Origin of the sequence: Massilia solisilvae (genome assembly GCF_024753215.1) — a bacterium.
Lineage (GTDB): Bacteria > Pseudomonadota > Gammaproteobacteria > Burkholderiales > Burkholderiaceae_D > Telluria > Telluria solisilvae.
Genome location: NZ_JANUGV010000004.1, coordinates 186,041 through 210,645 on the forward strand (window position 1 = coordinate 186,041; position 24,605 = coordinate 210,645).

General features: G+C 63.8%; 25 protein-coding genes. 21 read left to right on the plus strand and 4 right to left on the minus strand.

Annotation, left to right across the window (positions count from 1 at the left end):
- The first annotated feature begins 79 nt into the window (after positions 1-79).
- The 16 genes from NX773_RS15860 (at position 80) to NX773_RS15935 (ending at position 16,361) form a co-directional block, all read left to right on the plus strand.
- Entirely contained in the window at positions 80-1,786 is a 1,707-nt protein-coding gene (locus tag NX773_RS15860; protein ID WP_258857291.1) for a GspE/PulE family protein, read from the plus strand.
- A 3-nt stretch (positions 1,787-1,789) separates the two neighbouring features.
- Complete coding sequence (locus NX773_RS15865; RefSeq protein ID WP_258857292.1) at positions 1,790-3,019, plus strand: type II secretion system F family protein; 1,230 nt, start codon at positions 1,790-1,792, stop codon at positions 3,017-3,019.
- Positions 3,020-3,601 (plus strand): hypothetical protein, encoded by a 582-nt coding sequence (locus tag NX773_RS15870; protein WP_258857293.1) that lies wholly within the window; start codon positions 3,020-3,022, stop codon positions 3,599-3,601.
- 54 nt (positions 3,602-3,655) lie between these two features.
- Entirely contained in the window at positions 3,656-4,165 is a 510-nt protein-coding gene (locus NX773_RS23560) for a prepilin-type N-terminal cleavage/methylation domain-containing protein (protein WP_307728621.1), read from the plus strand.
- A gap of 54 nt (positions 4,166-4,219) precedes the next feature.
- Entirely contained in the window at positions 4,220-4,735 is a 516-nt protein-coding gene (locus NX773_RS15880) for a prepilin-type N-terminal cleavage/methylation domain-containing protein (protein WP_258857294.1), read from the plus strand.
- The gene (locus tag NX773_RS15885; protein ID WP_258857295.1) at positions 4,725-5,288 is read left to right on the plus strand and encodes a type IV pilus modification PilV family protein; all 564 of its coding nucleotides are present in this window, start codon (positions 4,725-4,727) and stop codon (positions 5,286-5,288) included. The genes NX773_RS15880 and NX773_RS15885 overlap by 11 nt, the downstream gene beginning before the upstream one ends.
- 8 nt (positions 5,289-5,296) lie before the next feature.
- On the plus strand, positions 5,297-6,205 hold the full coding sequence (locus NX773_RS15890; protein ID WP_258857296.1) for a prepilin-type N-terminal cleavage/methylation domain-containing protein: 909 nt from the start codon (positions 5,297-5,299) through the stop codon (positions 6,203-6,205).
- Entirely contained in the window at positions 6,202-6,651 is a 450-nt protein-coding gene (locus NX773_RS15895; RefSeq protein ID WP_258857297.1) for an agglutinin biogenesis protein MshP, read from the plus strand. Before NX773_RS15890 ends, NX773_RS15895 begins: the two co-directional genes overlap by 4 nt.
- Entirely contained in the window at positions 6,648-9,749 is a 3,102-nt protein-coding gene (locus NX773_RS15900; RefSeq protein WP_258857298.1) for a DUF6701 domain-containing protein, read from the plus strand. The genes NX773_RS15895 and NX773_RS15900 overlap by 4 nt, the downstream gene beginning before the upstream one ends.
- A gap of 133 nt (positions 9,750-9,882) precedes the next feature.
- Complete coding sequence (pilM, locus tag NX773_RS15905; RefSeq protein ID WP_258857299.1) at positions 9,883-10,821, plus strand: type IV pilus biogenesis protein PilM; 939 nt, start codon at positions 9,883-9,885, stop codon at positions 10,819-10,821.
- Complete coding sequence (locus NX773_RS15910) at positions 10,818-11,462, plus strand: hypothetical protein (RefSeq protein WP_258857300.1); 645 nt, start codon at positions 10,818-10,820, stop codon at positions 11,460-11,462. Before pilM ends, NX773_RS15910 begins: the two co-directional genes overlap by 4 nt.
- Complete coding sequence (locus NX773_RS15915; RefSeq protein WP_258857301.1) at positions 11,459-12,244, plus strand: type II secretion system protein M; 786 nt, start codon at positions 11,459-11,461, stop codon at positions 12,242-12,244. The genes NX773_RS15910 and NX773_RS15915 overlap by 4 nt, the downstream gene beginning before the upstream one ends.
- Positions 12,229-12,603 carry a hypothetical protein gene (locus tag NX773_RS15920; protein ID WP_258857302.1) on the plus strand — a complete coding sequence of 125 codons (375 nt, stop codon included), beginning with the start codon at positions 12,229-12,231 and terminating at the stop codon, positions 12,601-12,603. The genes NX773_RS15915 and NX773_RS15920 overlap by 16 nt, the downstream gene beginning before the upstream one ends.
- Before the next feature lie 19 nt (positions 12,604-12,622).
- Complete coding sequence (locus NX773_RS15925; RefSeq protein WP_258857303.1) at positions 12,623-14,413, plus strand: secretin GspD/PilQ domain-containing protein; 1,791 nt, start codon at positions 12,623-12,625, stop codon at positions 14,411-14,413.
- Entirely contained in the window at positions 14,413-15,306 is an 894-nt protein-coding gene (locus NX773_RS15930) for an ExeA family protein (RefSeq protein WP_258857304.1), read from the plus strand. The genes NX773_RS15925 and NX773_RS15930 overlap by 1 nt, the downstream gene beginning before the upstream one ends.
- 65 nt (positions 15,307-15,371) lie before the next feature.
- On the plus strand, positions 15,372-16,361 hold the full coding sequence (locus tag NX773_RS15935) for a tetratricopeptide repeat protein (RefSeq protein WP_258857305.1): 990 nt from the start codon (positions 15,372-15,374) through the stop codon (positions 16,359-16,361).
- Positions 16,362-16,424: 63 nt separating this feature from the next.
- On the opposite strand, the gene NX773_RS15940 is transcribed toward NX773_RS15935, so the two are convergent.
- Together NX773_RS15940 and NX773_RS15945 are read right to left on the minus strand one after the other, a co-directional pair.
- Complete coding sequence (locus NX773_RS15940) at positions 16,425-17,582, minus strand: pyridoxal phosphate-dependent aminotransferase (protein WP_258857306.1); 1,158 nt, start codon at positions 17,580-17,582, stop codon at positions 16,425-16,427.
- A 30-nt stretch (positions 17,583-17,612) separates the two neighbouring features.
- Positions 17,613-18,083: a putative toxin-antitoxin system toxin component, PIN family gene (locus NX773_RS15945; protein WP_258857307.1), complete on the minus strand. Its 471-nt coding sequence runs from the start codon at positions 18,081-18,083 to the stop codon at positions 17,613-17,615.
- A 36-nt stretch (positions 18,084-18,119) separates the two neighbouring features.
- Between NX773_RS15945 and yaaA the strand changes: the two genes are divergently transcribed.
- A complete protein-coding gene (yaaA, locus tag NX773_RS15950) occupies positions 18,120-18,890 on the plus strand; it encodes a peroxide stress protein YaaA (RefSeq protein WP_258857308.1) in 771 nt (256 codons plus the stop codon).
- 91 nt (positions 18,891-18,981) lie between these two features.
- Here yaaA and NX773_RS15955 read toward each other — a convergent pair whose 3' ends face one another.
- Positions 18,982-19,821 carry an outer membrane protein assembly factor BamD gene (locus NX773_RS15955; protein WP_258857309.1) on the minus strand — a complete coding sequence of 280 codons (840 nt, stop codon included), beginning with the start codon at positions 19,819-19,821 and terminating at the stop codon, positions 18,982-18,984.
- Positions 19,822-19,885: 64 nt separating this feature from the next.
- Here NX773_RS15955 and NX773_RS15960 point away from each other — a divergent pair, with 64 nt between their 5' ends.
- Both NX773_RS15960 and pgeF read left to right on the plus strand, forming a co-directional pair.
- Positions 19,886-20,920 (plus strand): RluA family pseudouridine synthase, encoded by a 1,035-nt coding sequence (locus NX773_RS15960; protein WP_258857310.1) that lies wholly within the window; start codon positions 19,886-19,888, stop codon positions 20,918-20,920.
- Positions 20,920-21,696, plus strand: a complete 777-nt coding sequence (gene pgeF, locus NX773_RS15965) for a peptidoglycan editing factor PgeF (RefSeq protein WP_258857311.1) — start codon at positions 20,920-20,922, stop codon at positions 21,694-21,696. The genes NX773_RS15960 and pgeF overlap by 1 nt, the downstream gene beginning before the upstream one ends.
- A gap of 25 nt (positions 21,697-21,721) precedes the next feature.
- Here pgeF and NX773_RS15970 read toward each other — a convergent pair whose 3' ends face one another.
- On the minus strand, positions 21,722-21,931 hold the full coding sequence (locus NX773_RS15970; RefSeq protein ID WP_258857312.1) for a hypothetical protein: 210 nt from the start codon (positions 21,929-21,931) through the stop codon (positions 21,722-21,724).
- 84 nt (positions 21,932-22,015) lie between these two features.
- Here NX773_RS15970 and phaC point away from each other — a divergent pair, with 84 nt between their 5' ends.
- Both phaC and phaR read left to right on the plus strand, forming a co-directional pair.
- Positions 22,016-23,719: a class I poly(R)-hydroxyalkanoic acid synthase gene (phaC, locus tag NX773_RS15975; RefSeq protein ID WP_258857313.1), complete on the plus strand. Its 1,704-nt coding sequence runs from the start codon at positions 22,016-22,018 to the stop codon at positions 23,717-23,719.
- Positions 23,720-23,916: 197 nt separating this feature from the next.
- Complete coding sequence (phaR, locus tag NX773_RS15980) at positions 23,917-24,480, plus strand: polyhydroxyalkanoate synthesis repressor PhaR (RefSeq protein ID WP_258821640.1); 564 nt, start codon at positions 23,917-23,919, stop codon at positions 24,478-24,480.
- Positions 24,481-24,605 lie beyond the last annotated feature (125 nt).

Genomic DNA, 24,605 nt, shown 5'->3' on the forward strand with positions numbered 1-24,605 from the left:
ACCGATATTGCCGGGTGAAAATGGGCTGCGTTCTGGCATACAATGGCCGCGCGATCGTAACAGGTACGGAAAGGAACACATGGCAAGGCCCGAAAAAGTCCGGCTCGGCGAAATACTGGTCCAGCAAAAACTGCTGAGCGAGGAGCAACTTTCTGCCGCGCTGGCCGACCAGAAGCGCACGGGCCGCAAGCTGGGCCGGGTGTTCGTCGAGAACGGCTATGTGACCGAAGAGCAGATCTGCGGCGCGCTGGCGCGCCAGCTCAACATCCCGTACATCAACCTCAAGTTCTACAACATCAACGCCGACGTGGTGCGGCTGCTGCCCGAGACCGCCGCGCGGCGCTTTCGCGCGCTGGTGCTGGAAGACCGCCGCGAGACGGTGCTGGTTGGTGTGGCCGACCCGACCGACCTGTTCGCGTACGACGAGATCGCGCGCCTGCTCAAGCGCGGCGTCGAGCTGGCGGTGGTCAACGAGACCGAAGTGCTGCAGGCGATCGACCGCATCTACCGGCGCACCGAAGAGATCACCGACTTCGCGCGCGAGGTGGAGCAGGACCTGGGCGATACGTTCGTCGACTTCGGCGCGCTGGCCGCCAACCCGGGCCTGGAAGAAGCGCCGATCGTCAAGCTGCTGCAGTCGGTGTTCGACGACGCGGCCCAGGTGCGCGCCTCGGACATCCACATCGAGCCGCAGGAATCGCGCCTGCAGATCCGCTTTCGCATCGACGGCGTGCTGCACCTGCAGACCGAGGCCGACATCAAGGTCGCCACGCCGCTGGCGCTGCGCCTGAAGCTGATGGCCGACCTGGACATCTCGGAAAAGCGGTTGCCGCAGGACGGCCGCTTTGCCGTCAAGGTCAAGAACCAGCGGCTGGACGTGCGTATCTCGACCATGCCGACCCAATACGGCGAATCGGTCGTGATGCGCCTCTTGAACCAGGCAGGCACCCGGCTGCGGCTGGACGCGATCGGCATGCCGCCGGAACTGGTCGAGCGCTTCCGCGCAATCGTGCAGCGCCCCAACGGCCTGGTGCTGGTGACCGGCCCCACCGGCAGCGGCAAGACCACCACCCTGTACAGCGCGCTGGCCGAGCTGAACTCGGTGGAGAAAAAACTCATCACCGTCGAGGACCCGGTCGAGTATCGCCTCGCCGGCATCAACCAGGTGCAGGTCAACGACAAGATCGAGCTGACGTTTGCGCGCGTGCTGCGCTCGGCACTGCGCCAGGACCCGGACATCGTGCTGGTGGGCGAGATGCGTGACCAGGAGACCGCCCAGATCGGTCTGCGCGCCGCAATGACCGGCCACCTGGTGCTCTCGACCCTGCACACCAACGACGCCGCCAGCACCCCGCTGCGCCTGATGGACATGGGCGTGCCGCGCTACATGGTCGGCGGCTCGCTGCAGGCGGTGCTGGCGCAGCGCCTGGTGCGGGTGATCTGCGAAAGCTGCACCACCGAGTACCAGCCCACCGCCACCGAGCAGGGCTGGCTGCGCGCGGAGCTGGGCGAGCACGTCGAGAGCAGCCGTTTCTTCCATGGCAAGGGCTGCTCGCACTGCAACGGCACCGGCTACCGCGGCCGTACCGGTGTGTACGAGCTGCTCGAGATGACGCGCCGCGTGACGGCCGCCGCCAACCACCCGGATCCGGGACACTTCCTCAAGGTGGCGCAGATGGAAATGGCCGGGAACACCTTGCGCCGCCACGCGGTGCAGCTGGCGGTGCAGGGCCGCACCACGATCGTCGAGGCGATGCGCGTGTCGAACCAGTTCGTCGAGGAATAATCCGTGCCGTCGTTCGCCTACAAGGGCCGCGACGCCAGCGGCAAGCTGATGCAGGGCGTGCTGGAAGCGGCCGACGCCAACGCCTGCGCCGACCAGTTGTTCGGCTCGGGCGTGACGCCGATCGAGATCACGCCCACGCGCAAGAAGGCGGAAGCGGCGGGCAAGGGCATCTGGACGCGCCTGACCGAAAAGAAGGTGACGTCGCTGGATGTGCAGCTCTTTTCCCGTCAGATCTACACGCTGCTCAAGTCGGGCGTGCCGATCATGCGGGGACTGGCGGGATTGCAGGAATCGGCCATCAACTCGTCCTTCGCCAAAGTGATCAAGGACCTGCGCGAATCGCTCGACGCGGGCCGCGAGCTGTCGGTGGCCATGAAACGGCACCCCGCGTGCTTCGATAACTTCTATCTGTCCATGGTCAGGGTGGGCGAGATGACGGGCCGTCTCGAGGAAGTGTTCCTGCGCCTGTTCGACCACATGGAGTTCGACCGCGACATGCGCGAGCGGGTCAAGACGGCGATGCGTTACCCGTCCTTTGTGATGGTGGCGATGGTCGCGGCGATGGTGGTCGTGAACGTGTTCGTCATACCGCAGTTCGAGAACGTGTTCAGGCAGATGCACGCCGAGCTGCCGCTGATGACGCGTATCCTGATCGCGACCTCGCGCTTTACCGTCGAGTCCTGGCCGGTGCTGCTTGTGCTCGCGCTCCTTGCGGCCGTGGGTTTTCGCAGCTGGATCGGCACCACGCGCGGCCGCCTTGCCTGGGATCGTCACAAGCTGCGTATTCCCATCGCGGGCAAGATCATCCACAAGGCCACGATGGCGCGCTTTGCACGCAGCTTTGCGTTATCGATGCGAAGTGGGGTACCGATCGTGCACGCGCTGACCGTGGTGTCGCAGACGGTCGATAATGCATTCCTCTCCGCACGCATCGAGCTGATGCGTGACGGCGTCGAGCGCGGCGAAAGCATCGTGCGCACTGCCACCAATGCCCAGGTGTTCACGCCGATCGTGCTGCAGATGATCGCGGTGGGCGAGGAGTCCGGCTCGCTGGACGACCTGATGGACGAAATCGCACAGATGTACGAACGCGAGGTCGATTACGAACTCAAGACACTGTCGAGCCAGATCGAGCCGATCCTGATTATTTTCCTCGGCGTGATGGTCCTGGTGCTTGCTCTCGGCATCTTCCTGCCGATCTGGGATCTGGGCAAAGCCGCCCTGCACAAGTAAATGACGCGCGGCGGCGACAACTTGTGCGCAGCGCCGGCTTGCGGCGCCCTGGCAGGCCGGGAAACGCAAGCCGGATTCACGCTGTTCGAATTCGCGGTCACCGCGACCGTGCTGGCCGTGCTGGCAGGCGTGTTGCTGATGCGGATTGCGTTTTACCAGCAAGAGTCTGAGCGGGTTGCCGTCCAGCAAGTTGTTGCCACGCTGCGCACCGCGCTGGCATTGCGCGCGGCAGCCGTGTCGCCAAAGGGCGACCGCGCGGCCATGGTACGCCTGACTGAAGCAAATCCGCTGGACTGGCTTGAACACAAGCCCGCGAATTATTTGGGCGAATATTACTCCCCGGAACTGAAACAAATGCCGCACGGAAATTGGGTGTTTGATCGACGCGACAAATGCCTGATTTATTTACTCAACAGTCCCAAAAGTTTTAGCTCTGAGGCATCAAAGTTTCTTAAGTTCAAGGTAGAATACACTGAGCTAGGAAGGCGGGCTGCGGGAGAGCGGTTCGGGCCCACAGAGGTCTCGCAAGGCGTCGCACTGATCCAATTGACTGGCGAGTCCGATGCCACAGCTGAGCCATAGAAATCAATCTGCGGAGCGTTCCGCGAGAAATACCATTCAAGTCTGGAGAATTCAATGAAGAAAAGCTTTAGCAATGCCGCACAGGCCGGTTTCACGCTGATCGAACTGATCGTCGTGATCGTCATCCTGGGCATCCTGGCCGCCACCGCGCTGCCGAAGTTTGCAGATATGAGCAACGATGCCCGCACCGCGGCTGTGCAAGGCGTGAGGGGCTCGCTCACCTCGGCCGCCGGCCTGGTGCATGCGCAGGCGATCGTCAGGGGGCAGACCGGTGCAACCGGCACCGTGACAATGGAAGGTGTTGCCATCGCGACCGCATATGGTTACCCCACCGTTGCTTCGATCGTCACCGCCGCAAACATCGATGGCATGACGAAATTCACCAGCACTGACAGCGCGGCCTCGGGCAATAATCTCCCGACCTTGACGACCGATGAAGTCGGTTTCCTGCCCTCCGGCGTCGCGATGACCGACACCAAGGCTGCAACTTGCTACGTCAAGTACACCCAAGCAACGGCGGCAACCAGCCCGGCGGCCGCTACCGCGGTCGTCACCGGCTGCTGACCAGTCGATTCGATAGAGGCAGTGACCGGCCCCGATAGTCGCAGTCCGGGAGTCATGTTGCAGTACTGCCAACCACGCCGGCCCGGGCAAGGGTTCACGATGGTCGAACTGATCGTCGTCCTGGTCCTGGTCGGTATCCTCGGCGCCATTGGCGCCGTGCGTTTTTTTGACCGGCGCGATTTCGACGCGACCAATTTCAGCGATCAGGCGCGTTCGGCCTTGCGTTATGCGCAAACCGTGGCCATCGCCCAGCACCGGCCGGTTTATGCCGTTCTCGACAGCACGTCCGTTCGCTTGTGTTTCGTCGCCGGCGCGACATGCCCCGGATCCGAGGTGGCGGCCCCGTTTGCCGTCACCACCGGCGGACCCTGCACCACCTCGAAGTGGTATTGCCTGCGCGTCCCCCAAGGTGTGGGCGTGAGCCAGGTGGTCACCGTCGCGTTCGACGCACTGGGCCGTCCGACTGACTCAGGCGGCACCCTGCTCGCCGCCTCGGTAACAACAACCGTCTCCGCGGGCACCATGACGGTCCCGATCACGCTTGAGGCCGAGACCGGTTATGTACACTAGGAAGGCCCGCCGCGCGCGCGGCGTTACCCTGGTTGAGCTGGTGCTGTTCATCGTCATCGTCAGCATTGCCCTGGCCGGCGTCCTCGGCGTGCTCACCTTCACGACCAAAAACGCTGCGGACCCGCTGCGCCGCAAGCAGGCCTTGCTGCTCGCGGAGGCACTGCTGGAGGAAGTGGAGCTGGCCGATTTCACCTACTGCGACCCCAACTCCGAGGGCGCCGAGCTGGCCACGTCCGTGGCCGAGTGCAAGGTTCCAGAGAAATTCGGCCCCGAGGGCGAGAGCCGGCCGTTCAACAACGTGAACGATTACGCTGGATCGGCCACGCCGTTCAACGACGCCAGCGGCAAGCTGGTGGACGTGAATGGTGAAGACATGGGGCTAGCCGGCTATTCGGCCAGCCTTCAGATCGTGCCGGAGAACCTTGGCGGAATTGCTGGCGGCACCCAGGATGATCCCAGCGTGCTCCGTATCAGCATCACCGTCACGTACGACAATGGCCAATCGGTACGACTGGACGGCTATCGCGCGCGCTATGCGCCGCAAGTGCAATGAGGGTGCCCATGAGAAAGTTCGATAGGCCGCGCGGATTCACCCTGGTTGAAGCGGTCGTTGTTATCGTGATCATTGGAATCATCGCGGGTGTCGTGGCAGTGTTCATCCGCATGCCCATGCAGGGGTACGTCGAAAGCGTGGGGCGGGCCGAACTGGCCGACGAGGCCGACCTGGCGCTGCGCCGGATCGCGCGTGACGTGCGTCTTGCTTTGCCGAACAGTATCCGAGTCCTGCCGGACGGCCATGCGGTCGAGTTCCTGCAGACTAGCACCGGAGGACGCTACCTCGCCGCCGACGATGGCGCGGATGATCCCGCCAACAACAAATTCGCGCTGGATTTCGTCCATCCGAGCAACACCCCTGTCTGGTTCAGCGTCGCCAACCCCATGCCGAGCATGTTCTCGCGCCTGGCCGTCGGAAATTACATCGTTGTCTATAACTTGGGTACCGACTACGATCCGGCCGACGCATACAGGCTCAATAACAGCCGCGCCGCCGGAATCAATATTGCCCAGATCAGGGATTTCAAGAGCGACGGGGCAGATATCCGGATCCAGATCGCCAACAATCCATTCGGCGCCCAAAACCCGACCATGCCGTCGCCCAACCAGCGGTTCCAGGTGGTCACCGGCCCCGTCACTTATCGCTGTGAGACGCAGAACGGCGTCCTGGTGCTCAAGCGTTACTGGGGCTACGAAATTGCCTCGAGCCAGCCCGACCCGCCATCTGGCGGCGGTACCAGGAGTGCGGTCCTGGTCGAGCGCGTGGATAGTTGCGCCGGGCTGTTCCGCTATACCGGCCGAGTTGCAGGAGAACGCAACGGCCTCGTTGTCGTGTCGCTGCCGCTCAGGTCGCGCAACACGGCCGATCCGCCGATCCGTCTTGTGCATCAGGTACATGTGGACAATACGCCATGAACCGACATTCTGAAATATTCCGTCGTGCACGTCGTAGCGCAGGCGTCGGCCTCGTCACCGCAGTTTTCCTGTTGGTCGTGCTGGCTGGGCTGGGTGTGGCGATGGTTACCGTGTTTTCCTCCCAACAGGCTAGTTCGGCGCTGGACGAGCAGGGCGCGCGCGCGTACCAGGCAGCTCGGGCAGGCATCGAATGGGGCTTGTACCAGCAGCAGATCGCCGGCAGCTGCGTGAAGGCGAAGACGTCGTTCGGCCTGCCCGCCGGCACGTCGCTGTCTGGTTTCACCGTCAGCGTCACCTGCGAGCGGATTGGCGACGACGACGACCCCTTGGCGCGCTGGGTGATCCACGCCTGGGCCTGTTCCGAGCCCAGCGCCGACGGCACCTGCCCCAACGACAACCCTGGCACCGCCGATTACGTGGCGCGCGAAATGGAGGTGCAGATATGATGTGGCGCCGGCGCTTGCGCGTATGGATGGCCGTCGCGTGTGGGCTTGCTGTGGCCGCACTGGCTCCGCACGCATACGGGCAAAATGTAACGCTCCGTTCCAGCCTGGCCGGTAACCTCGATTTCACCGGCACAACCGCGACCATGCGTACCAGTGGCGGCACCGGCAGCTCGACTTGCGCGGTGCGGCGCAGCACGGATACGCTCAGCAAAACTCTGACGGGTCTGCCGCAGGGCGCCACCGTTGTCGCAGCCTACCTCTACTGGGCGGGCTCCGGCTACGTGGACAGTCAGGTGACCTTCCAGGGCAAGACTATCAACGCCGAGCGGACCTATTCCGGCACCTTTCCCGGCAATGGCAACGCCTACTTCAGTGGCGTCGCCAACGTCACGAGCCTGGTTAAAGGCAATGGCACCTATACGTTTTCCGGCCTGACCATCAATACCAGTTCGGCCTATTGCTCCGTGGAGGGCGTGCTCGGTGGTTTTGCCCTGCTGGTGATCTATTCCCATCCGGACGTACCGTTCCGGGTGTTGAATCTGTATGAAGGGTTCCGCTACACGCACTCGCCAGAGCAACCCAGCTTTACTCTGAACTTGACCAATTTTACGGTGCCGACGCCGCTCAATAACAATACTGCGCGCATTGGGCACATCACCTGGGAAGGGGACGACACCTTGAGTGGGCCCGGGGAAAATCTCATGTTCAACAACACGGTGCTGCAGGACCCGACCCCGGTGCCGCCGACCGGCGAGCCGATCAATCCACCGAATAACCAGTTCAATTCCAAGAGCAACATCAACGGTGACCCCGCCTCGTGGGGCATCGATTTCGACGCGTACACGATCGGGGCGCCGATCATCCAGGCCGGCGATACCAAGGCCACAACTGTTTACTCATCGGTCCAGGACCTGGTCTGGCTGAGCGCGGAGATCGTCGCGGTGCCGAACATTCCGGTGGCGGATCTGGCGCTCACGATGGTGCGCACTGGCGATCCATCGCCTGGGGCGATCGTCAACTACACGCTCACCGTCACCAACAACGGCCCCTATGAGGACGCCGGCCCGATCACTGTCGTCGACAAGCTACCGCCCGGCATGGTCTTGCAGTACGCGTCCGGTACGAACTGGACCTGCAGCGCCTCCGGAAATACGATCACCTGCCAATATAGCGGAACGGTTGCGAATGGACAGACATTGCCGCAGCTCACCGTGAGTGCGCAGGTGGATACGTCCGGCACAACCAGCTTTCATAACGAAGCCTCGGTCGCGACCAGCGCCAGTCGATTCGACAATACGCCGGCCAATAACACCGCATTCGATGACTCGACCGATTCCACCTTGATCGGTGCCGAATATGTGTTCACCACCAAGGCCTGTCCCGACGGCGCGCGGATTGGCGATCCGACCACTTGCCCCCGTTTTGTCGGACCGCTGCTGGCGGCCACACCACAAACCTTGTACGTGACCCTGCAATCCGGCGGGTATGCGGCATCGCAGTCCAACAGCAGTAACAAGTCCCTGCGCTTTGCGCTTGGCTGCGTGAATCCGGGCAGCGCCAACGGCAAGGTCGCGACATTGACCACCTCAACGACCCTGACGCTCAATTCGTGTTATTCCGGCACGGTTAACACCTATGCGCAATGGACGAGCTACTTCAGTGCAGCGTTCAGCAAGACTCCGTCCGCATACATCGGGCAATTCAAGTATCCGGACGTGGGCATCATTCAACTCGATGTCCAGGAAAGTAATGGAAGGAATGGCTCGGCCAGATTTGTATCGTATCCGCAGGTGAGCTATGTCTCGATCACCAACAGCAACGACAACGGCGCCAATCCGGGCGGTACCCTGCCGTTCTCGATGGCGGGCGAGCCGTTTAACGTGGGAATCAAGGTGGCGGACGCCGACGGCAATTTCCCGCCGAATTTCGGGCGCGAAGCTGGCCCTTACGGGCCGGTGACCGTCGCGCTTGGCGCCCCCGATCCGAGCAAGCTCGGCAAGACCTTCACCGGTCCGGTCAACGGGGTCTATACCGGCCGTGTCACCTGGGCCGATCTTGGCAGTGTCAACTTGGCCGCGACCATCGCTGGCCAGCCCGGACAGGGCTGGGGCGAAGGGACCTATTTCGGCCATTTCGTGCCGGGCGTGACCTCATCGATACAGAAAGTAGGTTACTTCTATCCCGCTTATTTCACGACTGACGCGAGCGGCCCGATGACCTGTCTGCCGCGTATGAAATGCCCGACCGGCAAGCTCGCGGGCGGCGAGCTCGCCGCAATTGACACCGCCGCGTATTCGGGTCAGCCATTCGAGGTGGACGTGCACGCGTTCAATTCCCTCGATACGGATGTGACCACCCAGATGAGCAGCATACCGGCGTTCACAATCACGCTGGATCCGTTCAGCGCCCCGGGCCCAACTGGCAGCACGGCGGGCACGCTCGCCGCCAACACGCTGCCCTCGAGCGCGACGCCGTTGTCGACTCTTACCCCGTCGTTGAAGCTGGGGGTGCCTTATGTCACCGGCCAGGCGCGTGCTGCCTGGACCGCGCCGACCCCCACCTATGTGCGCGCCACCGCCAAGTTCAATCGCGTGGCCGCTGCACCGCCGTCCTATGTCGAGAAAACCGTCACCTCCAATCGCGGGGCGGGCGGTTTGTCGAAAGAGGGCGGCGTGCAAGTTGTCGCCGGTCGCCTGTTGGTTGCTAACTCCAACGGTTCGGAGCTGTTGAAGCTACCCCTGCATGTGTATGGCCAGTACTGGGCCGGAACGTCATGGGACAACAATCCCAACGACAACACCAGCAAGGTGAACAACATCGCAAGCTTTGGTAATTGTCAGAAGAAGCTGCCAGGCGGCGGCACAGCAAGCAGTACCTGCAATGCGTTCGTCTTGCAGAGTTTGTCTTCAGGAACCTGGCTGCAGCTGGCCGAGGGTGGGCAGGCGACATTCTGGCTGAAGGCAGCCGGCGCGGGCAATGCTGGAAGTGCGTCTGTCACGATGGATGCGACCCTCGCGCCGTGGCTCCCAAGCACGACCGGTACAGTGGTGTTTGGTGTCTACAGGAGTCGGCTGATTTACATTCGTGAGGTTTATTAGCGACAAGGTTTTCCGGGTGGAAACGAAAGGTGACTATTTTCATCCGGAATCCCAAATTTCCGTAAAGCCAGCCCTCACTCTTGAATATAATCAAGGCTCTACAGTACGAAGTTTAGTTCCAGCTTCACTACGCATGGGCTTATTTAAACGCAAGACTAAAAGCAACAGCTGGCTTGCTATCGCGCTACGGACTGACGGCATTATTGCCGCCAGCGTCGCTCCATCCGCCGCAGGCAAACCAGCGGTAGCCCTGGCGGTCTTCCAACCCGGTGAGGTCGGCCTCGACGCTGTTGAAAGAGCAGGCAAGGAACTGCGTGCGCCCAGCTATCGCTGCTCGACTTTGCTTGCCGCGGGAGAGTACCAGCTTCTGACCGTTGACGCCCCCAACGTACCAGCCAATGAGCTCAAGACGGCGGTTCGTTGGCGCCTCAAGGACTTGCTCGATTTTCCGCCAGCCGAGGCAACCATCGACGTGCTCGACATTCCACTGGGCGCGCAAGCGGGAGCGCGCCAGCGCATCCTGTTTGTGGTCGCTGCGCGCAATAGCGTCATTGCCGCCCGGCAGAAGCTGTTTGCGGAGGCGAAGGCCGGCTTGACGGCCATCGACATCCCTGAAATGGCCCAGCGCAATCTTGCTGCATTGCTTGAGACCGACGGGCGAGGCCTGGCGGTGCTGTCGCTGGACGATGATGGCGGCCTGTTTACCGTGACCTATGGCGGTGAACTCTACCTGTCGCGCCGGATCGATATTCCGCTTGCCAACCTTGTCGATGCGGACCACGACCGGCGCCATCAGCACTTCGACCGCATCGCGCTTGAACTGCAACGGTCGCTGGACAATTTCGAGCGCCAGTTTTCGTTCATCAGCGTATCCAAGCTGGTGCTGGGCCCGAGCCCGGTCACCGGACTCGACGAATATTTGTCGAGCAACCTCTATACCCCGGTCGAGACGCTCGACCTGGCCAGCCTGTTCGATCTGGAGCGCGTTCCAGAGCTTGCCGACAAAGCCCAGCAGCAACGTTTCTTCCTGGTGCTCGGTGCCGCGCTGCGCAATGAGGAACAGCCGAAATGAGCCAGCAGATCAACCTGTTCAACCCGGCGTTTCAGGAGAAGCGCAAGGCATTCGGAGCCGCTGCGATGGCACAGGCCCTGGCCGTGCTGGTGCTTGGCGTGGCGCTGCTCACCGGGTACGGCAGCAGGCATGCGGCGCAGTTGCAGCAACAGGCAGACGCCGGGGCCCGCAAGGTCGACAAAGAGAAGGCCCGGCTTGCGCTCGTGGCGGTTGAATTTGCGCCGCGCCAGAAGAGCGCCCCGCTCGAGGCCGAGCTGGCCGAAGCAGAAGCCCAACTGGCAGCACTCAAGCGGATCGCCGACGTGATCGATCGCGGTGAACTTGGTAATGCTACGGGGTACTCCGAATACTTCCGTGCCCTGGCACGCCAGCGTGTGGACGGCCTGTGGCTGACCGGGCTGGCCATCACCGGCGCTGGCTGCGACATCGGCGTGCGCGGGCGCGCCGTCGACGCGTCGTTGCTGCCCGGTTTCCTTGGCCGCCTTACGCACGAGAAGATCATGCAGGGCAAATCGTTTGGCAGCTTGCAGATCAGTCAGCCATCGTCCAGCGCGCAGGGCAAGGACGGCAAACCGGCCGCCACTGCGGGACAGTTCGTCGAATTCAGCCTGCAGTCCAAGCCGGAAGGGGCTCAGTCATGAAGCAACAGTGGCAGAAATTCGCCGGTCGGGTCGATGCGCTGTCGCTGCGCGAGCGCGTCCTGCTGTTCGCGGCGGCGGCCACGGTAATCGTGTCGTTGGCCTACTTTACCGTGTTGGGCCCCGTGTTTCGCAAGGAACTGGCCCTGCGCGCGCAGATCAGTCAGCAGCAGAATAACCTCGATGGCATGAACGACGAGATCGCGCGCAAGATCGAGGCCTACCAGCGCGACCCGGACGCAGCCACGCGCGCGCGCCTGGAAGCGGTGAAGAACGAATCGGCTCGATTGGGTGACAGCCTGCGCGCCATGCAGAAAGGGCTGGTGGCGCCCGAGCGGATGGGGCCCTTGGTGGACACCATCCTGCGCGCGAACGGCCGTTTGCAACTGCTCTCCATGCGCACTCTGCCGGTCAGCTCGCTGAACGAATCCCCGGCCGCCCCGGCAGAAGCTAAAGCCGAACCGAAAGCCGGCAGCACAAACGAAGTGGCGACCAAGCTGGCTGCGATCAAGCAGGCAACCGAGGCCGGCGCCGGCGCGGCGCCGGGGGCTAACAGTGTGGCCGCTGTCGCGCCCAAGCCCGGCAGTTTGCTGTACCGCCATGGCGTCGAGATCACGGTGCGTGGCCAATATCTCGACATGATCGATTACATGAACGCGCTGGAGAGCCTGCCGACCCAGCTATTCTGGGGGGGCGCTCGCCTCGAGGTCGAGGACTACCCAACCGCGCGCCTGACCCTGACGTTGTACACCCTGAGCCTGGATTCGAAATGGCTGAAGCTCTGATTCGCCCCCGCCACCTGTTCGCTGGCGCCGCCCTGTCGCTGGCGGTGGCTTTTGCCCATGCCCAGTCCTTGCAGGACCCGACCCGGCCGCCCGTCCTGTCGACTGCCGGCGATGCCGGCGCGGCAGCGACCGGCCCGCAGTTGCAGTCGGTGCTCATCTCGCGTCTGCCTGGCGGGCGTCACGTGGCGGTGATCGACGGCGACACGGTGCGGCTTGGCGACCAGTACAAAGGGGCGCGCGTGACGCGCATTAAGCAAAACGAAGTTGAGCTGGTCCGCGGCAAGGAGCATCAGGTGCTGAAGCTGACGACGGCCGACGAAACGGATGGGGCGGTCACGCCCGTAGCTCGACGAAGATAGGACGAGAACGAGAGCACGCATGCCAATACATTTTTCCAAAGTAGGGGTGATCATGGCCGCGCTGGCGCTGGCCGGGTGCCAGACTTCGCCCCGCCATGATACGTACGAGGCCATCAAGGCCGACGTGGCCAAGGCTGCGGCTGCTCCGATCGCGCCGGCCACGGTGGACGCGGCTGTCGCCGACGCCTTGCTGCCCGCACCCGCCACGCTGGCGAGGGAACTGCCGAAGGCCCGGCCGGCGATGGAGGAGCGCTTCAACGTCACCTTCAACAACGTGCCGGCCCAGCGCTTTTTCCACGCCATCGTCGCGGGTACCCGTTTCAACATGCTGGTGCACCCGGACGTGTCGGGTAACATCAGCGCCAACCTCAAGGACGTGACCATCGTCGAGGCGCTCGACGCGGTGCGCGAGATGTACGGGTACGACTACAAGATCGAAGGCAACCGTATCAGCGTCAGGCCGCCCTCGATGCAGACCCGGATGTTCCAGGTGAACTACCTGCTGGGGACGCGCCGGGGCACGTCCACGCTGCGGGTGGTGTCGACCACGGTGGCCAACGTCAACAACAACAATAACAACAACTCCAATGGCCTGGGCAACTACAACAACCAGAACAACCTGGGCAACAACGCCGATCCGAACAACCCGAACAACCCGAGCGGCCAGTACGGCCAGCAACAAGGCAACAGCACCCAGGTCAGCACCGCCACGAATAACGACTTTTGGAAAGAGCTCAAGGAGGCGCTGCAGGCAATCGTCGGCTCCAAGGAAGACGGGCGCAGCATCGTCATCAGCCCGCAGTCGGGCGTGGTCGTGGTGCGCGCGATGCCCGAGGAACTGCGCAATGTCGACACCTACCTGAAGGCGACCCAGCTCTCGGTGGACCGGCAGGTGATTCTGGAGGCGAAGATCCTCGAAGTCGAGCTGAACGACCAGTTCCAGAGCGGGATCAACTGGGCCTCGTTCGCCTCGTTCCGCAGCTCGCACACCAACCGTGTGTCGACCGGGTTCGTCGGGCCGGGCACCACCATGAACCCGTTGCCGTACGACGGCAGCCAGCCGGCGGCGATCACCGCCAATGGCTTGAGCGCCAGTTCCGGCTTCTCGCTGGCGAATGCGGCCGAAAACGCCGGGTCGCTTTTCGGCCTGGCCTTCCAGACCAGTAACTTCAGCGCGCTGCTGTCCTTCCTCGAATCCCAGGGTACCGTGCACGTGCTCTCGAGCCCGCGTGTGGCGGCGATGAACAACGAGAAGGCCGTGCTCAAGGACGGCACCGACGAGTTCTACGTGACCGGGGTGAGCACCACCACCAACTCGAGCGCGAGCGGCAATACCACCAGCCCCACCGTGACCTTCACCCCGTTCTTCTCGGGCGTGGTGCTGGACGTGACGCCGCAGATCGATGCGAACAACAATATCCTGCTGCACGTGCACCCGTCGGTGAGCCAGGTCACGACGGTGAACAAGGGCGTGAGCCTGGGCACCGCCGGCAGCCTGACCTTGCCGATGGCCGCCTCGTCCACCTCGGAAATCGACAGCATGGTGCGCGGCCAGAACGGGCAGGTGGTCGCCATCGGCGGCCTGATGCGCCAGCTGGCCACCGACGACCAGTCGCAGGTGCCGGTCGCCGGTTCGATTCCGCTCGTCGGCAACCTCTTCAAGAGCAAGAAGCGGGTCAACCAGAAGCGCGAGCTGGTGGTGCTCATCAAGCCGACGATCGTCGAAAGCGGCACCAACTGGAGCCAGGACATGCTCGACGCAGCGGGCCGCATCGAGAAACTGGACCCGAACGGAAAGGGGCGCCGCTGATGTACACGGAACATTTCGGCCTGCGCGAACTGCCGTTCGGCATCACGCCGGATACGAGCTACTTCTTCAGCAGCCCGCGCTCGCAAGAGGCGCTGAACACGCTGCTGGTGGCGGTGCGCAACGGCGAAGGCTTCATCAAAATCACCGGCGAAGTTGGCACCGGCAAGACGCTCCTGTGCCGCAAGTTCATGGATATGCTGGGCGAGGACTTCGTCACGGCCTACATCCCGAACCCCTACCTGGAACCGCGCACGCTGATGCTCGCGCTGGCCGACGAACTCGAGCTGCAGCTGGAGAAGGACGTTGACCAGCACCAGATGCTCAAGTCGATCACCCAGCGCCTGGTGGACCTGGCGCAGAAGGGCAAGCGCGTGGTGCTGTGCCTGGACGAGGCGCAGGCGATTCCCGTCGAGAGCCTGGAAGCGCTGCGCCTGTTGACCAACCTCGAAACGGAAAAGCGCAAGCTGCTGCAGATCGTCCTGTTCGGCCAGCCCGAACTCGACCACAACCTGGCGCTCGACTCGATCCGCCAGCTGGCGCAGCGTATCACCTTCCACTACCACCTTGGGCCGCTGTCCCGGGACGACCTGGATTACTACATTTCGCATCGGCTGCGTATCGCCGGTTTCGGCGGCACGCGCCTGTTCTCGAAAGGTGCGGTGGCCAGGCTGTACGACGCCAGCCGCGGCGTGCCGCGCCTGGCCAACATCCTCGCGCACAAGGCCCTGATGCTGTGCTATGGCGAAGGCAAGCCGCAGGTCGGGGCCAAGCATGTGGCGCACGCGGCACGCGATACGATCGCCTCGCGCCGCCGTGTGGTGTGGCCGTGGGTGGCTGGCGCCAGCGCGTTGGCGGCAGCTGTGGCCGGATTAACCTTGGTGCTGGTACGGTGAGCTTAATTAATAAAATGCTGCAGGACCTCGACGCGCGCCAGACGGCGGCGAATGAGGCGACAAACTTGTACACCAAGCCGGTGGCGCGGCGCGAAGACGGCGTCCCGCTGCCGGTCCTGGTTGGCGCCGCCGTCGGCGTGGCCGTGCTCGCGGCGGCCGCCGCTTTCGGCTGGCGCTACTGGCAGAAGGCGCACCAGCCACAGGCCGCGCCGGTTCCGGTGCGGGTGGTGACCTTGTCCAGCGCGCCGGCGCTCGCGCCCGCGCCCGCGCCCGCCGTACCGGCTGCGCCCGCGCCCGAGCCGGCGCCCGTCGCCAAGGAAGAGCCAGTGGCCGCACCTGCGCCGCAGACGGTCTCTGAAAAGCCGAAGGCCGTAACGGCGCCCAGAAAGCACCAGGAAAAGGACCGCCGCAAGCACGAAGCGCCGGCAGCGAAATCGGCAGCGGCCGAGGCGAGAGCGAAGGCCAGCGTTTCAGGCAAGGAAGAAACCGCCGCCCAGAAGGCCGAGACGGGCTACCGTCGCGCGCTCGCCAGCATCCAGGAGGGCTATGTGAACGAGGCCGTGGTGCAGCTGGAGCAGGCCCTGCAGGCCAATCCGCGCCACGACGCGGCGCGCCAGACGCTGGTCAGCCTGCTCATCGAGAACAAGCGCGGCGACGAAGCGATGCGCCAGCTGCAGCTGGGCCTGACGCTGGACCCGGCCCAGCCGGCGCTGGCCATGCTGCTCGCGCGGCTGCAGATCGAGCATGGCGGCACCGGCATCGATACCTTGACGCGCACCTTGCCCTACGTCGGCGCGAACGGCGAGTACCGCGCCTTCCTCGCAGGCGCGCTGCAGCGGCAGCAGCGGCACCGCGAAGCGGCCGAGCAGTACCAGGCGGCGCTGCGCAGCGCGCCGCAGAACGGCGTGTGGTGGATGGGTCTGGGCATTTCGCTGCAGGCCGAGAAGCGCGACGCCGAGGCGCTCGACGCCTTCCGCAAGGCCAAGGGTAGCGCCACGCTGAAGCCGGAGCTGCTGGCCTTCGTCGAGAACAAGATACAGACGTTGTCGCGGTAGGATAGACGCCGGTTGAACGCGTGGGCAGGAGGCCCTGCCCACCCTACGATGTTTGTGCGCTGGCTAGATCGTCGCCAGGCGCTCCAAAGCCGTGCGCAGCGTCGCATCCTGCTTGGCAAAGCAGAACCTGACCACGCCCGATTCCTTGCCGTCGCGGTAGAACGCGGATACCGGGATTGCCGCCACCTTGATCTCGGCCGTGAGCCATTTGGCAAATTCCGCTTCGGCCAGCGACGAGATTGCGTCGTACTTCACGCACTGGAAGTAGGTACCGTCCGCCGGCAGCAGCGTAAAGCGCGTGCCCGTCAGGCCTTCGCGGAACAGGTCGCGCTTTTTCTGGTAGAACCCCGCCAGCTCGAGGTAGGGCGCGGGATCGGCCATGTAGCCAGCGATCCCGTGCTGCATCGGCGTGTTCACGGTGAACACATTGTATTGGTGGACCTTGCGAAACTCCGCCATCAGGGCAGCGGGCGCGGCCACGTAGCCGACCTTCCAGCCGGTGACGTGGTAGGTCTTGCCGAAGCTGGATACGACGAATGCGCGCTCGGCCAGCACCGGGTGCCGGCTTACCGATTCGTGCCGCTGGCCGTCGTACACCATGTGTTCGTACACCTCGTCCGACAGCACCAGGATATCGGTGCCGCCGACGATCGCGGCCAGTGCGTCCAGGTCGTGCGCGCGCAGGATCGAACCGGTGGGGTTGTGCGGGCTGTTGACGATGATGAGCCGCGTGCGCGGCGAGACGGCTGCCGCGACGGCGTCCCACGGCACCACGTAACCCTGTTCCCCGACCTGCATTGCCACCGCGACGGCTTTGCCGCCCGCCAGTTCCACCGCGGGCAGGTAGCTGTCGTACGCGGGCTCGATGATGATCACTTCATCGCCCGGATGCACGCAGCACAGAATGGCGGTGGTGAGCGCCTGGGTTGCGCCGGCGGTGACGGTGATCTCGGCGTTGGCATCGTACTGGCGGCCATACAGTGCCGCGATCTTGGTGGCGATGGCGCTGCGCAGGGCAGGGGCGCCGGCCATCAGCGGATACTGGTTGTGCCCGGCGCGCATGGCAGCATCGACCAGGTCGAGCAAGAGCGGGTCACAGGCAAAATCGGGAAAACCCTGGCCAAGGTTGACGGCGCCATGCTCTGCGGCCAGCGCGGACATGACGGAAAACACGGTGGTGCCCACCGATGGCAGGCGCGATTGCAGTACTGGGATGCTCATGATGCGAATGTCGATGTCGAGTCGTCCATTCTAACGCGCACTGGACGCGGCTGCCGATGGGCTGCTCAGGGTCTTGACCCATGCGTCCGGCGTCAGGATGCGGAACATGCCGGCCTGCGCGGTCTTGCGTGCCAGCTTGAGCAGCGCCTTGTCCTTGGTGACCAGTGCCTGCGCCGCCGCATCGCGCGCGAGCTCGAGGAACTTCTGGTCGTCCCTGTCGGTGCACACCGGCAGCCGGATCGCTTTCTGGTCCGGCGCCACCACCCTGATGAGCGCGTCGAACGCTGCCTGCGCCTGCGCGCGGCTGGTTTCGTCCAGCGGCAGGTGCGGGTAGTGCAGCACCACCAGGTACTCGTCGCGGCAGTCGGCGCGCGTTACCGCTTCAACCTCGCCGGACTGCAGCCTGGCCAGGAGCGGCGCCCAGCGCGGGTCGTGGAAAACGAACAAGTCGAGGCAAACATTGGTGTCGAGGACGATGCGTTGGGCTGGAGCGGGTATCATGTCGGCAATTCTACTTGCTGGACCGCTCCAATAGCTATGCTGATCGTACTTTCACCCGCCAAATCGCTGGACCTCGACACCCCGCCCACCACCAAACACAGCACCACTCCCGATCTCATCGAGCATTCGCGCGAGCTGATCGACGTGCTGCGCGCGTACTCCCCCGCGCAGGTCGGGCAGCTGATGGCCATCTCGGACCAGCTGGCCACGCTCAACGTGACGCGCTACGCGTCATGGAGCGCTGACCACGCCGACGCGCGGCAGGCCGTAATGGCCTTCGACGGCGACGTGTACACGGGACTGGACGCGCGCCGGCTCACGCCCCGGCAGCTCGACTACGTGCAGGCGCACGTGCGGATTTTGTCGGGGCTGTACGGTGTGCTGCGCCCGCTCGACCGCATGCACCCGTACCGGCTCGAGATGGGCACGCGGCTGGCGAACGCGCGCGGGAAGGACCTCTACGCGTTCTGGGGCGAGCTGGTCACGCGCAAGCTCAACGAGACGATCGCGGCCAACGGCGACAAGGCGCTGGTGAACCTGGCCTCGGAAGAGTACTTCAAGGCGGTCAAGCCCAAGCTGCTCGACGTGCCGGTGATCACGCCGGTGTTCGAGGACTGGAAGGGCGGGAAGTACAAGATCATCTCGTTCTACGCCAAGCGGGCGCGCGGCATGATGGCGCGCTATGCGGCGGTGAAGGGGATACGCGATCCGCACAAGCTCAAGCACTTCGACGTGGATGGCTATGCGTTCGACGAGGCGGTATCGAGCGAAAGGGAGTGGGTGTTCCGCCGCCGGATCGCGGCGTGATCGGGTAGGCTGGGCAGCTCGTCTGCCCACGCGTCCAGTTCGTGCCAGCGTCGCCCGAACGCGTGGGCGGAAGGCCCGCCCACCCAACGGATTATTTGACGACTGCGTCCTTCGGCGCCGGCATCGGGTCGGCCTTGGACCAGAACTTCCACCACGCCTTGCCGCCCGCGTTCGGGTTGATGAAGCGGCTGTTCGGGTAGTTCTTCAGGAACACGCGCTGGGTGTCGTCGCGCAGGTCCAGCATGCCCAGCTTGTCGTAGCAGCGGGTCATGATAAACAGCGCTTCCTCGCGCGCCGGCGCGTCGCTGTAGTTGGTCACAGCGTCCTGCGCCCGGTTCAGCGCGGCCAGGTAGGCGCCGCGGCGATAGTAGTAGTTCGAGACGTGCACCTCGTACTGCGCCATCGCGTTGACCAGGTACTTCATGCGCGCGATCGAATCCGGCGCGTATTTGCTGTTCGGGAACTTGTCGACCAGCGCCTTGAATGCGGCGAACGCTTCGCGGGTCGCCTTTGGGTCGCGCTCGGTGGGGTCCTGCTCGTAGATGAAGCTCAGGAAGCCGATCTGGTCGTTAAAGTTGATCAGGCCGCGCAGGTAATACATATAATCGACCTGCGGGTGGTTCGGGTGCAGCTTGATGAAGCGCTCCACCGATGCCAGCGCCTCGGCGGCATCCTGGGCCTTGTAGTGGGCGTATGCAATTTCCATCTGCGCCTGCGCGGCGTAGGTGCCGAACGGGTAGTTGGACTCGAGCTTTTCGAACAGCTTGATCGCGGCATCGTAGCGTCCGCCGTCCATCTCCTGGCGCGCCTCATCGTATAATTTCGCGGCTGACCAGTTTTTGGTTTCGTCGGCCTTATCCGGAAACAGGCTGCACGCCGACAGGCCAAGCAGGGCACAAGTAGCAACCAACACCGACAGTTTTTTTTGCATAGCGTTTTGCAAGAAAGTTTTACCGAGATTCGAATAACGGCTGATTATAGCCGATGGGACTGACGTGATATTAACTCCACCGCCGAATTCGGCTGATTTACCCTTTGACCCCGATTTCGACGATGAGATCGACCCCGACTTCGCGAGCGCCGAGGGCGCCGACCGGTCGCCCATCACGCTCGCCCTGAGCCCGGAGGTGTGCGGCCAGCGCCTGGACAAGGTGGTGGCGGCACTGGTGCCGCAGTTCTCGCGCAGCCGCATCCAGCTGTGGTTCGAGGGCGGCCACGTCACCGTGGACGGCAAGCCGGCGCGCGGCAAGGATACCGCGTACGGCGACGAGACCGTCGTCATCACGCCCCAGGCGGCGCCTGAAGACACGGCCTATACGCCCGAGCCGGTGAACCTGGACATCGTGTACGAGGACGCCGACATCATGGTCATCAACAAGCCGGCCGGGCTGGTGGTGCACCCGGGCGCGGGCAACTGGTCGGGCACGCTGCTCAACGGTCTGCTGCACCATTGCCCGCAGCTGGCCAACGTGCCACGCGCCGGCATCGTGCACCGTCTGGACAAGGACACCAGCGGCCTGATGGTGGTCGGCAAGACGCTGGCCGCGCAAACCGACCTGGTGCGCCAGCTGCAGGCGCGTACCGTCAAGCGCGAGTACTTTGCGCTCGTGTGGGGCACGCCGCACCTGTCGGGCACCATCGATTCGCCGATGGGCCGCCACCCGCGCGACCGCGTCAAGATGGCCGTTTCGACCAGCATGAACGCCAAGCCGGCGATCACGCACTACGAGCGCATCGCCACCGGCATGCTCGACCGCAAGCCGGTGAGCCTGGTGCAGTGCCGGCTGGAGACCGGACGCACGCACCAGATCCGCGTGCACATGCAGTCGATCGGCTTTGGCCTGGTCGGCGACGCGGTGTACGGCAAGACGCACCTGGCCAGCGCCTTCCACCGCCAGGCGCTGCAGGCACGCCGCCTGGGCCTGACGCATCCTTCCACCGGCGAGCACGTCGAGTGGGTGGTGCCGCTGGCGCAGGACTTCGCCGAGCTGCTGGCGCGCGCCGGCATCGAGGAACCGGAAGCCATCTGATGACCGGCGACTCCGTCATCCATCCCGTGTGGCCAGATTTGCCGCCATCGGTCGGCGCGCTGGCCACCACGCGCAAGGGCGGCGCAAGCACCGGGCCGTACGACGATGGCCACGGTGGCGGCGGCTTCAACCTGGGACTGCACTGCGGCGACGACCCGCAAGCGGTTCAGGCCAATCGCGCCGCGCTGCAGTCGCTGCTGCCGGGGCGGCCGGCCTGGATCGCGCAAGTGCATGGTGTCGGCGTGGTCGATGCGGCCACGGTCGGGCCGGGCCAGCCGGTGCGCGAGGGCGACGCCAGCTTCAGCGACCAGCCGGGCGTGGTGTGCGCGATCATGACTGCCGACTGCCTGCCGGTGCTGTTTGCCGACCTCGACGGCAAGGTGGTCGGCGCCGCGCACGCTGGCTGGCGCGGGCTGTCCGGCGGCGTGCTGGCAACCACGGTTGCGGCCATGCGCGCGCGCGGCGCGGGCGAGATCACGGCATGGATGGGCCCTGCGATCGGCCCGTCCAGGTTCGAAGTGGGGCAGGACGTGCTCGACGCCTTCCTCGCGGGCCTGCCCGAAGACGAGGCGCGGCCTTGCTTTGCGCCTTACCCCGGCCGCCCCGGCAAATACCTGGCCGATATCTACTCCCTCGCGCGCCGCATGCTGGCGCGCGACGGCATCACTCGCGTGTACGGGGGCGAGCACTGTACCGCCACCGAACGCGACACCTTCTATTCCTATCGCAGGGATGGCGTGACTGGGCGGCTGGCCAGCTTGATCTGGCTCAAGTGAGCCGAGCCTTGGTCGTCAGTACTATTTAGTCTTTGGCACTTGCGTCCTGCGCGGTGGCCTGCAGCTCGGCTGCGGCCCGCCGCGCACGCCTGCGCTTGCCCCCGGTAAGATAAAAAAGTATAGACATTGGCAACACGCAGTAGCCGAAAAAAGTCATAATTCCCGACAAGACGTTCGGCTCGGTCGCAGCCATCAAGGCGACGACGTAAACCCATCCGATGGCAACGATCCACATGGTTTTCCTTTGCTGACAACCCGATTTTAATCAATGGATGCTGATATGAACATGCCCGATCCCCAGGCCTTTGCAACTTCGTGGATGTCCCAGTTCGCGGATCCAAGCGTGTGGCAATCGTGGATGAAGATGCCGGACATGGCCGCGCCGCCCGCCGCCAACCAGATCGCGGGGCTGCTCAAGGATTATGGCGCCGCCATCGCGCCGGCCCGGCTCGAGGAATTTCGCAACGACTACCTGCAGAAGGCGGCCAGGCTGTGGCAGGACTTCATGTCCGGCAAGACGCCCGAGCTGCATGACCGGCGCTTCTCGGGCTCGGAGTGGCAGAGCAATCCGATGTCCGCCTTCACCGCCGCCAGCTACCTGCTCAACGCCGAATTCATGATGGCACTGGCCGACGCCGTGGACGCCACGCCGCGCGACCGCCAGAAGATCCGATTCGCCGTGCAGCAGATGGTCGATGCAATGTCGCCGGCGAACTTCTTCGCCACCAACCCGGAAGCGCAACGGCACATGCTCGAGTCCAAGGGCGAGAGCCTGACCAAGGGCCTGGCCAACATGCTCAACGACCTGCAGAAGGGCCGCATCTCGCAGTCGGACGAATCGGCGTTCGAGGTCGGGCGCAACGTCGGTACCTCGCCCGGCGAGGTGGTGTTCGAAAACGAACTGTTCCAACTGATCCAGTACGCGCCGACCACGCCGCAGGTGCGCGCGGTGCCGCTGCTGATGATCCCTCCGTGCATCAACAAGTTCTATATCCTTGACCTGCAGCCGGAAAATTCGCTGGTGCGCTACGTGGTGGAGCAGGGCAACACGGTGCTGATGGTCTCGTGGCGCAATCCCGACAAGTCGATGGCCAACGTCAGCTGGGACGACTATGTGGAGCGCGGAGCGATCCAGGCGATCGAGGTCGCGCGCGAACTGTCCGGGCAGGACAAGGTGCACGTGTTCGGTTTTTGCGTCGGCGGTACGATTGCGGCCACGGCACTGGCGGTGCTGGCCGCGCGCGGGCAGCAGCCGGCGGCCAGCCTGAGCCTGTTGACCACCTTGCTCGACTTTTCGGACACCGGCGTGCTGGAAGTGTTCGTGGATGAGGCGCAGGTGGTGCTGCGCGAGCAGACCCTTGGCCGCGGCGGCATCATGCCGGGGCGCGACCTGGCCACCACGTTCTCGGCGCTGCGGCCGAACGACCTGGTATGGAATTATGTGCAGCACAACTACCTCAAGGGCAAGGAGCCGCCGGCGTTCGACCTGCTGTACTGGAACGCGGACAGCACCAACCTGCCGGGGCCGATGTTCTGCTGGTACCTGCGCAACACCTATCTCGAAAACAAGCTCAAGCAACCGGGCCGCGTGACGGTGTGCGGCCAGCCGGTTGACCTGGGCAAGATCGCTGCGCCCGTGTTCCTGTACGGCTCCAGGGAAGACCACATCGTCCCGTGGGAGGCGGCATTCGCCTCGATGAGCCTGTTGAACCCGAAGAACGCAAAGGCCAACAAATTCGTGCTTGGCGCGTCGGGCCACATTGCCGGCGTCATCAATCCGGCCTCGAAGAACAAGCGCAGCTACTGGGTCAACGACAAGAACGGCAAGGCGCGCCCGCGGACGGCGGCTGCATGGTTCGAGGGGGCAACCGAGCACAAGGGCAGCTGGTGGCCGGAATGGGCCGCTTTCCTGGCAGAGCATGGCGGCGAGCAGGTCGCGGCGCCTTCGTCGGCAGGCAACGACAAGTACAAACCGATCGAGCCGGCGCCGGGACGCTTCGTCAAGGTGCGTGCCGACGCGTAGCTGCACTGTTCTGGTGCATATAATTATCCTCGTGCTAATTATATGCACCAAATTATTTGCTGCACCTGCGCGCCCAACGTGGTATTTTTCAGTCTTGGCCGTCCCGCAAAGCAACATCTGATCTTGTCGTACCCCGACGGACCGGCGGCTTTTTGGCAATCATTCAGTGCGCTGCGGCGCAGTATATGGACCTTGAAATGAGTAGTGCAAAGAAGAGTGCGGAACGCCTGATCAAGAAATACCCGAACCGTCGACTGTACGACACCCAGACCAGTTCCTACATCACCCTCACGGACGTGAAGCAGCTCGTGCTGGACGCCGACGAGTTCACGGTGGTCGATGCGAAGACCAACGAGGACCTGACGCGCAGCATCCTCCTGCAGATCATCCTGGAGGAAGAAGCGAACGGCATGCCGATGTTTTCCAGCGCGGTGCTGGCCCAGATCATCCGTTATTACGGCCATGCGATGCAGGGCATGATGGGCTCGTACCTGGAAAAGAACGTGCAGGCGTTCACCGACATTCAGAACAAGTTCACCAGCGCAGCCGGCGCCTTTGGCGACGGCAAGGCCTTCAGCCCGGAAATGTGGACCCAGTTCATGAATGTGCAGGGGCCGATGATGCAGGGCATGATGAACAACTACATCGACCAGAGCAAAAACCTGTTCCTGCAGATGCAGGAGCAGATGCAGCACCAGAGCAAGGCAATGTTCGGCACCGCGTTCCCGTTCGGGCCGATGGGGACGCCGGACAAGAAGTAATCCGAGCTCAGCTTAGTTAGCTGTAAAACCGTCATCCCGGCCAGCGCCGGGATGACGTTTACAAGGTGGCGGGGAAATGACGCCGACGCCTCGCCCGCCTGCTTCGACAACGCCCCGGCTAGTCC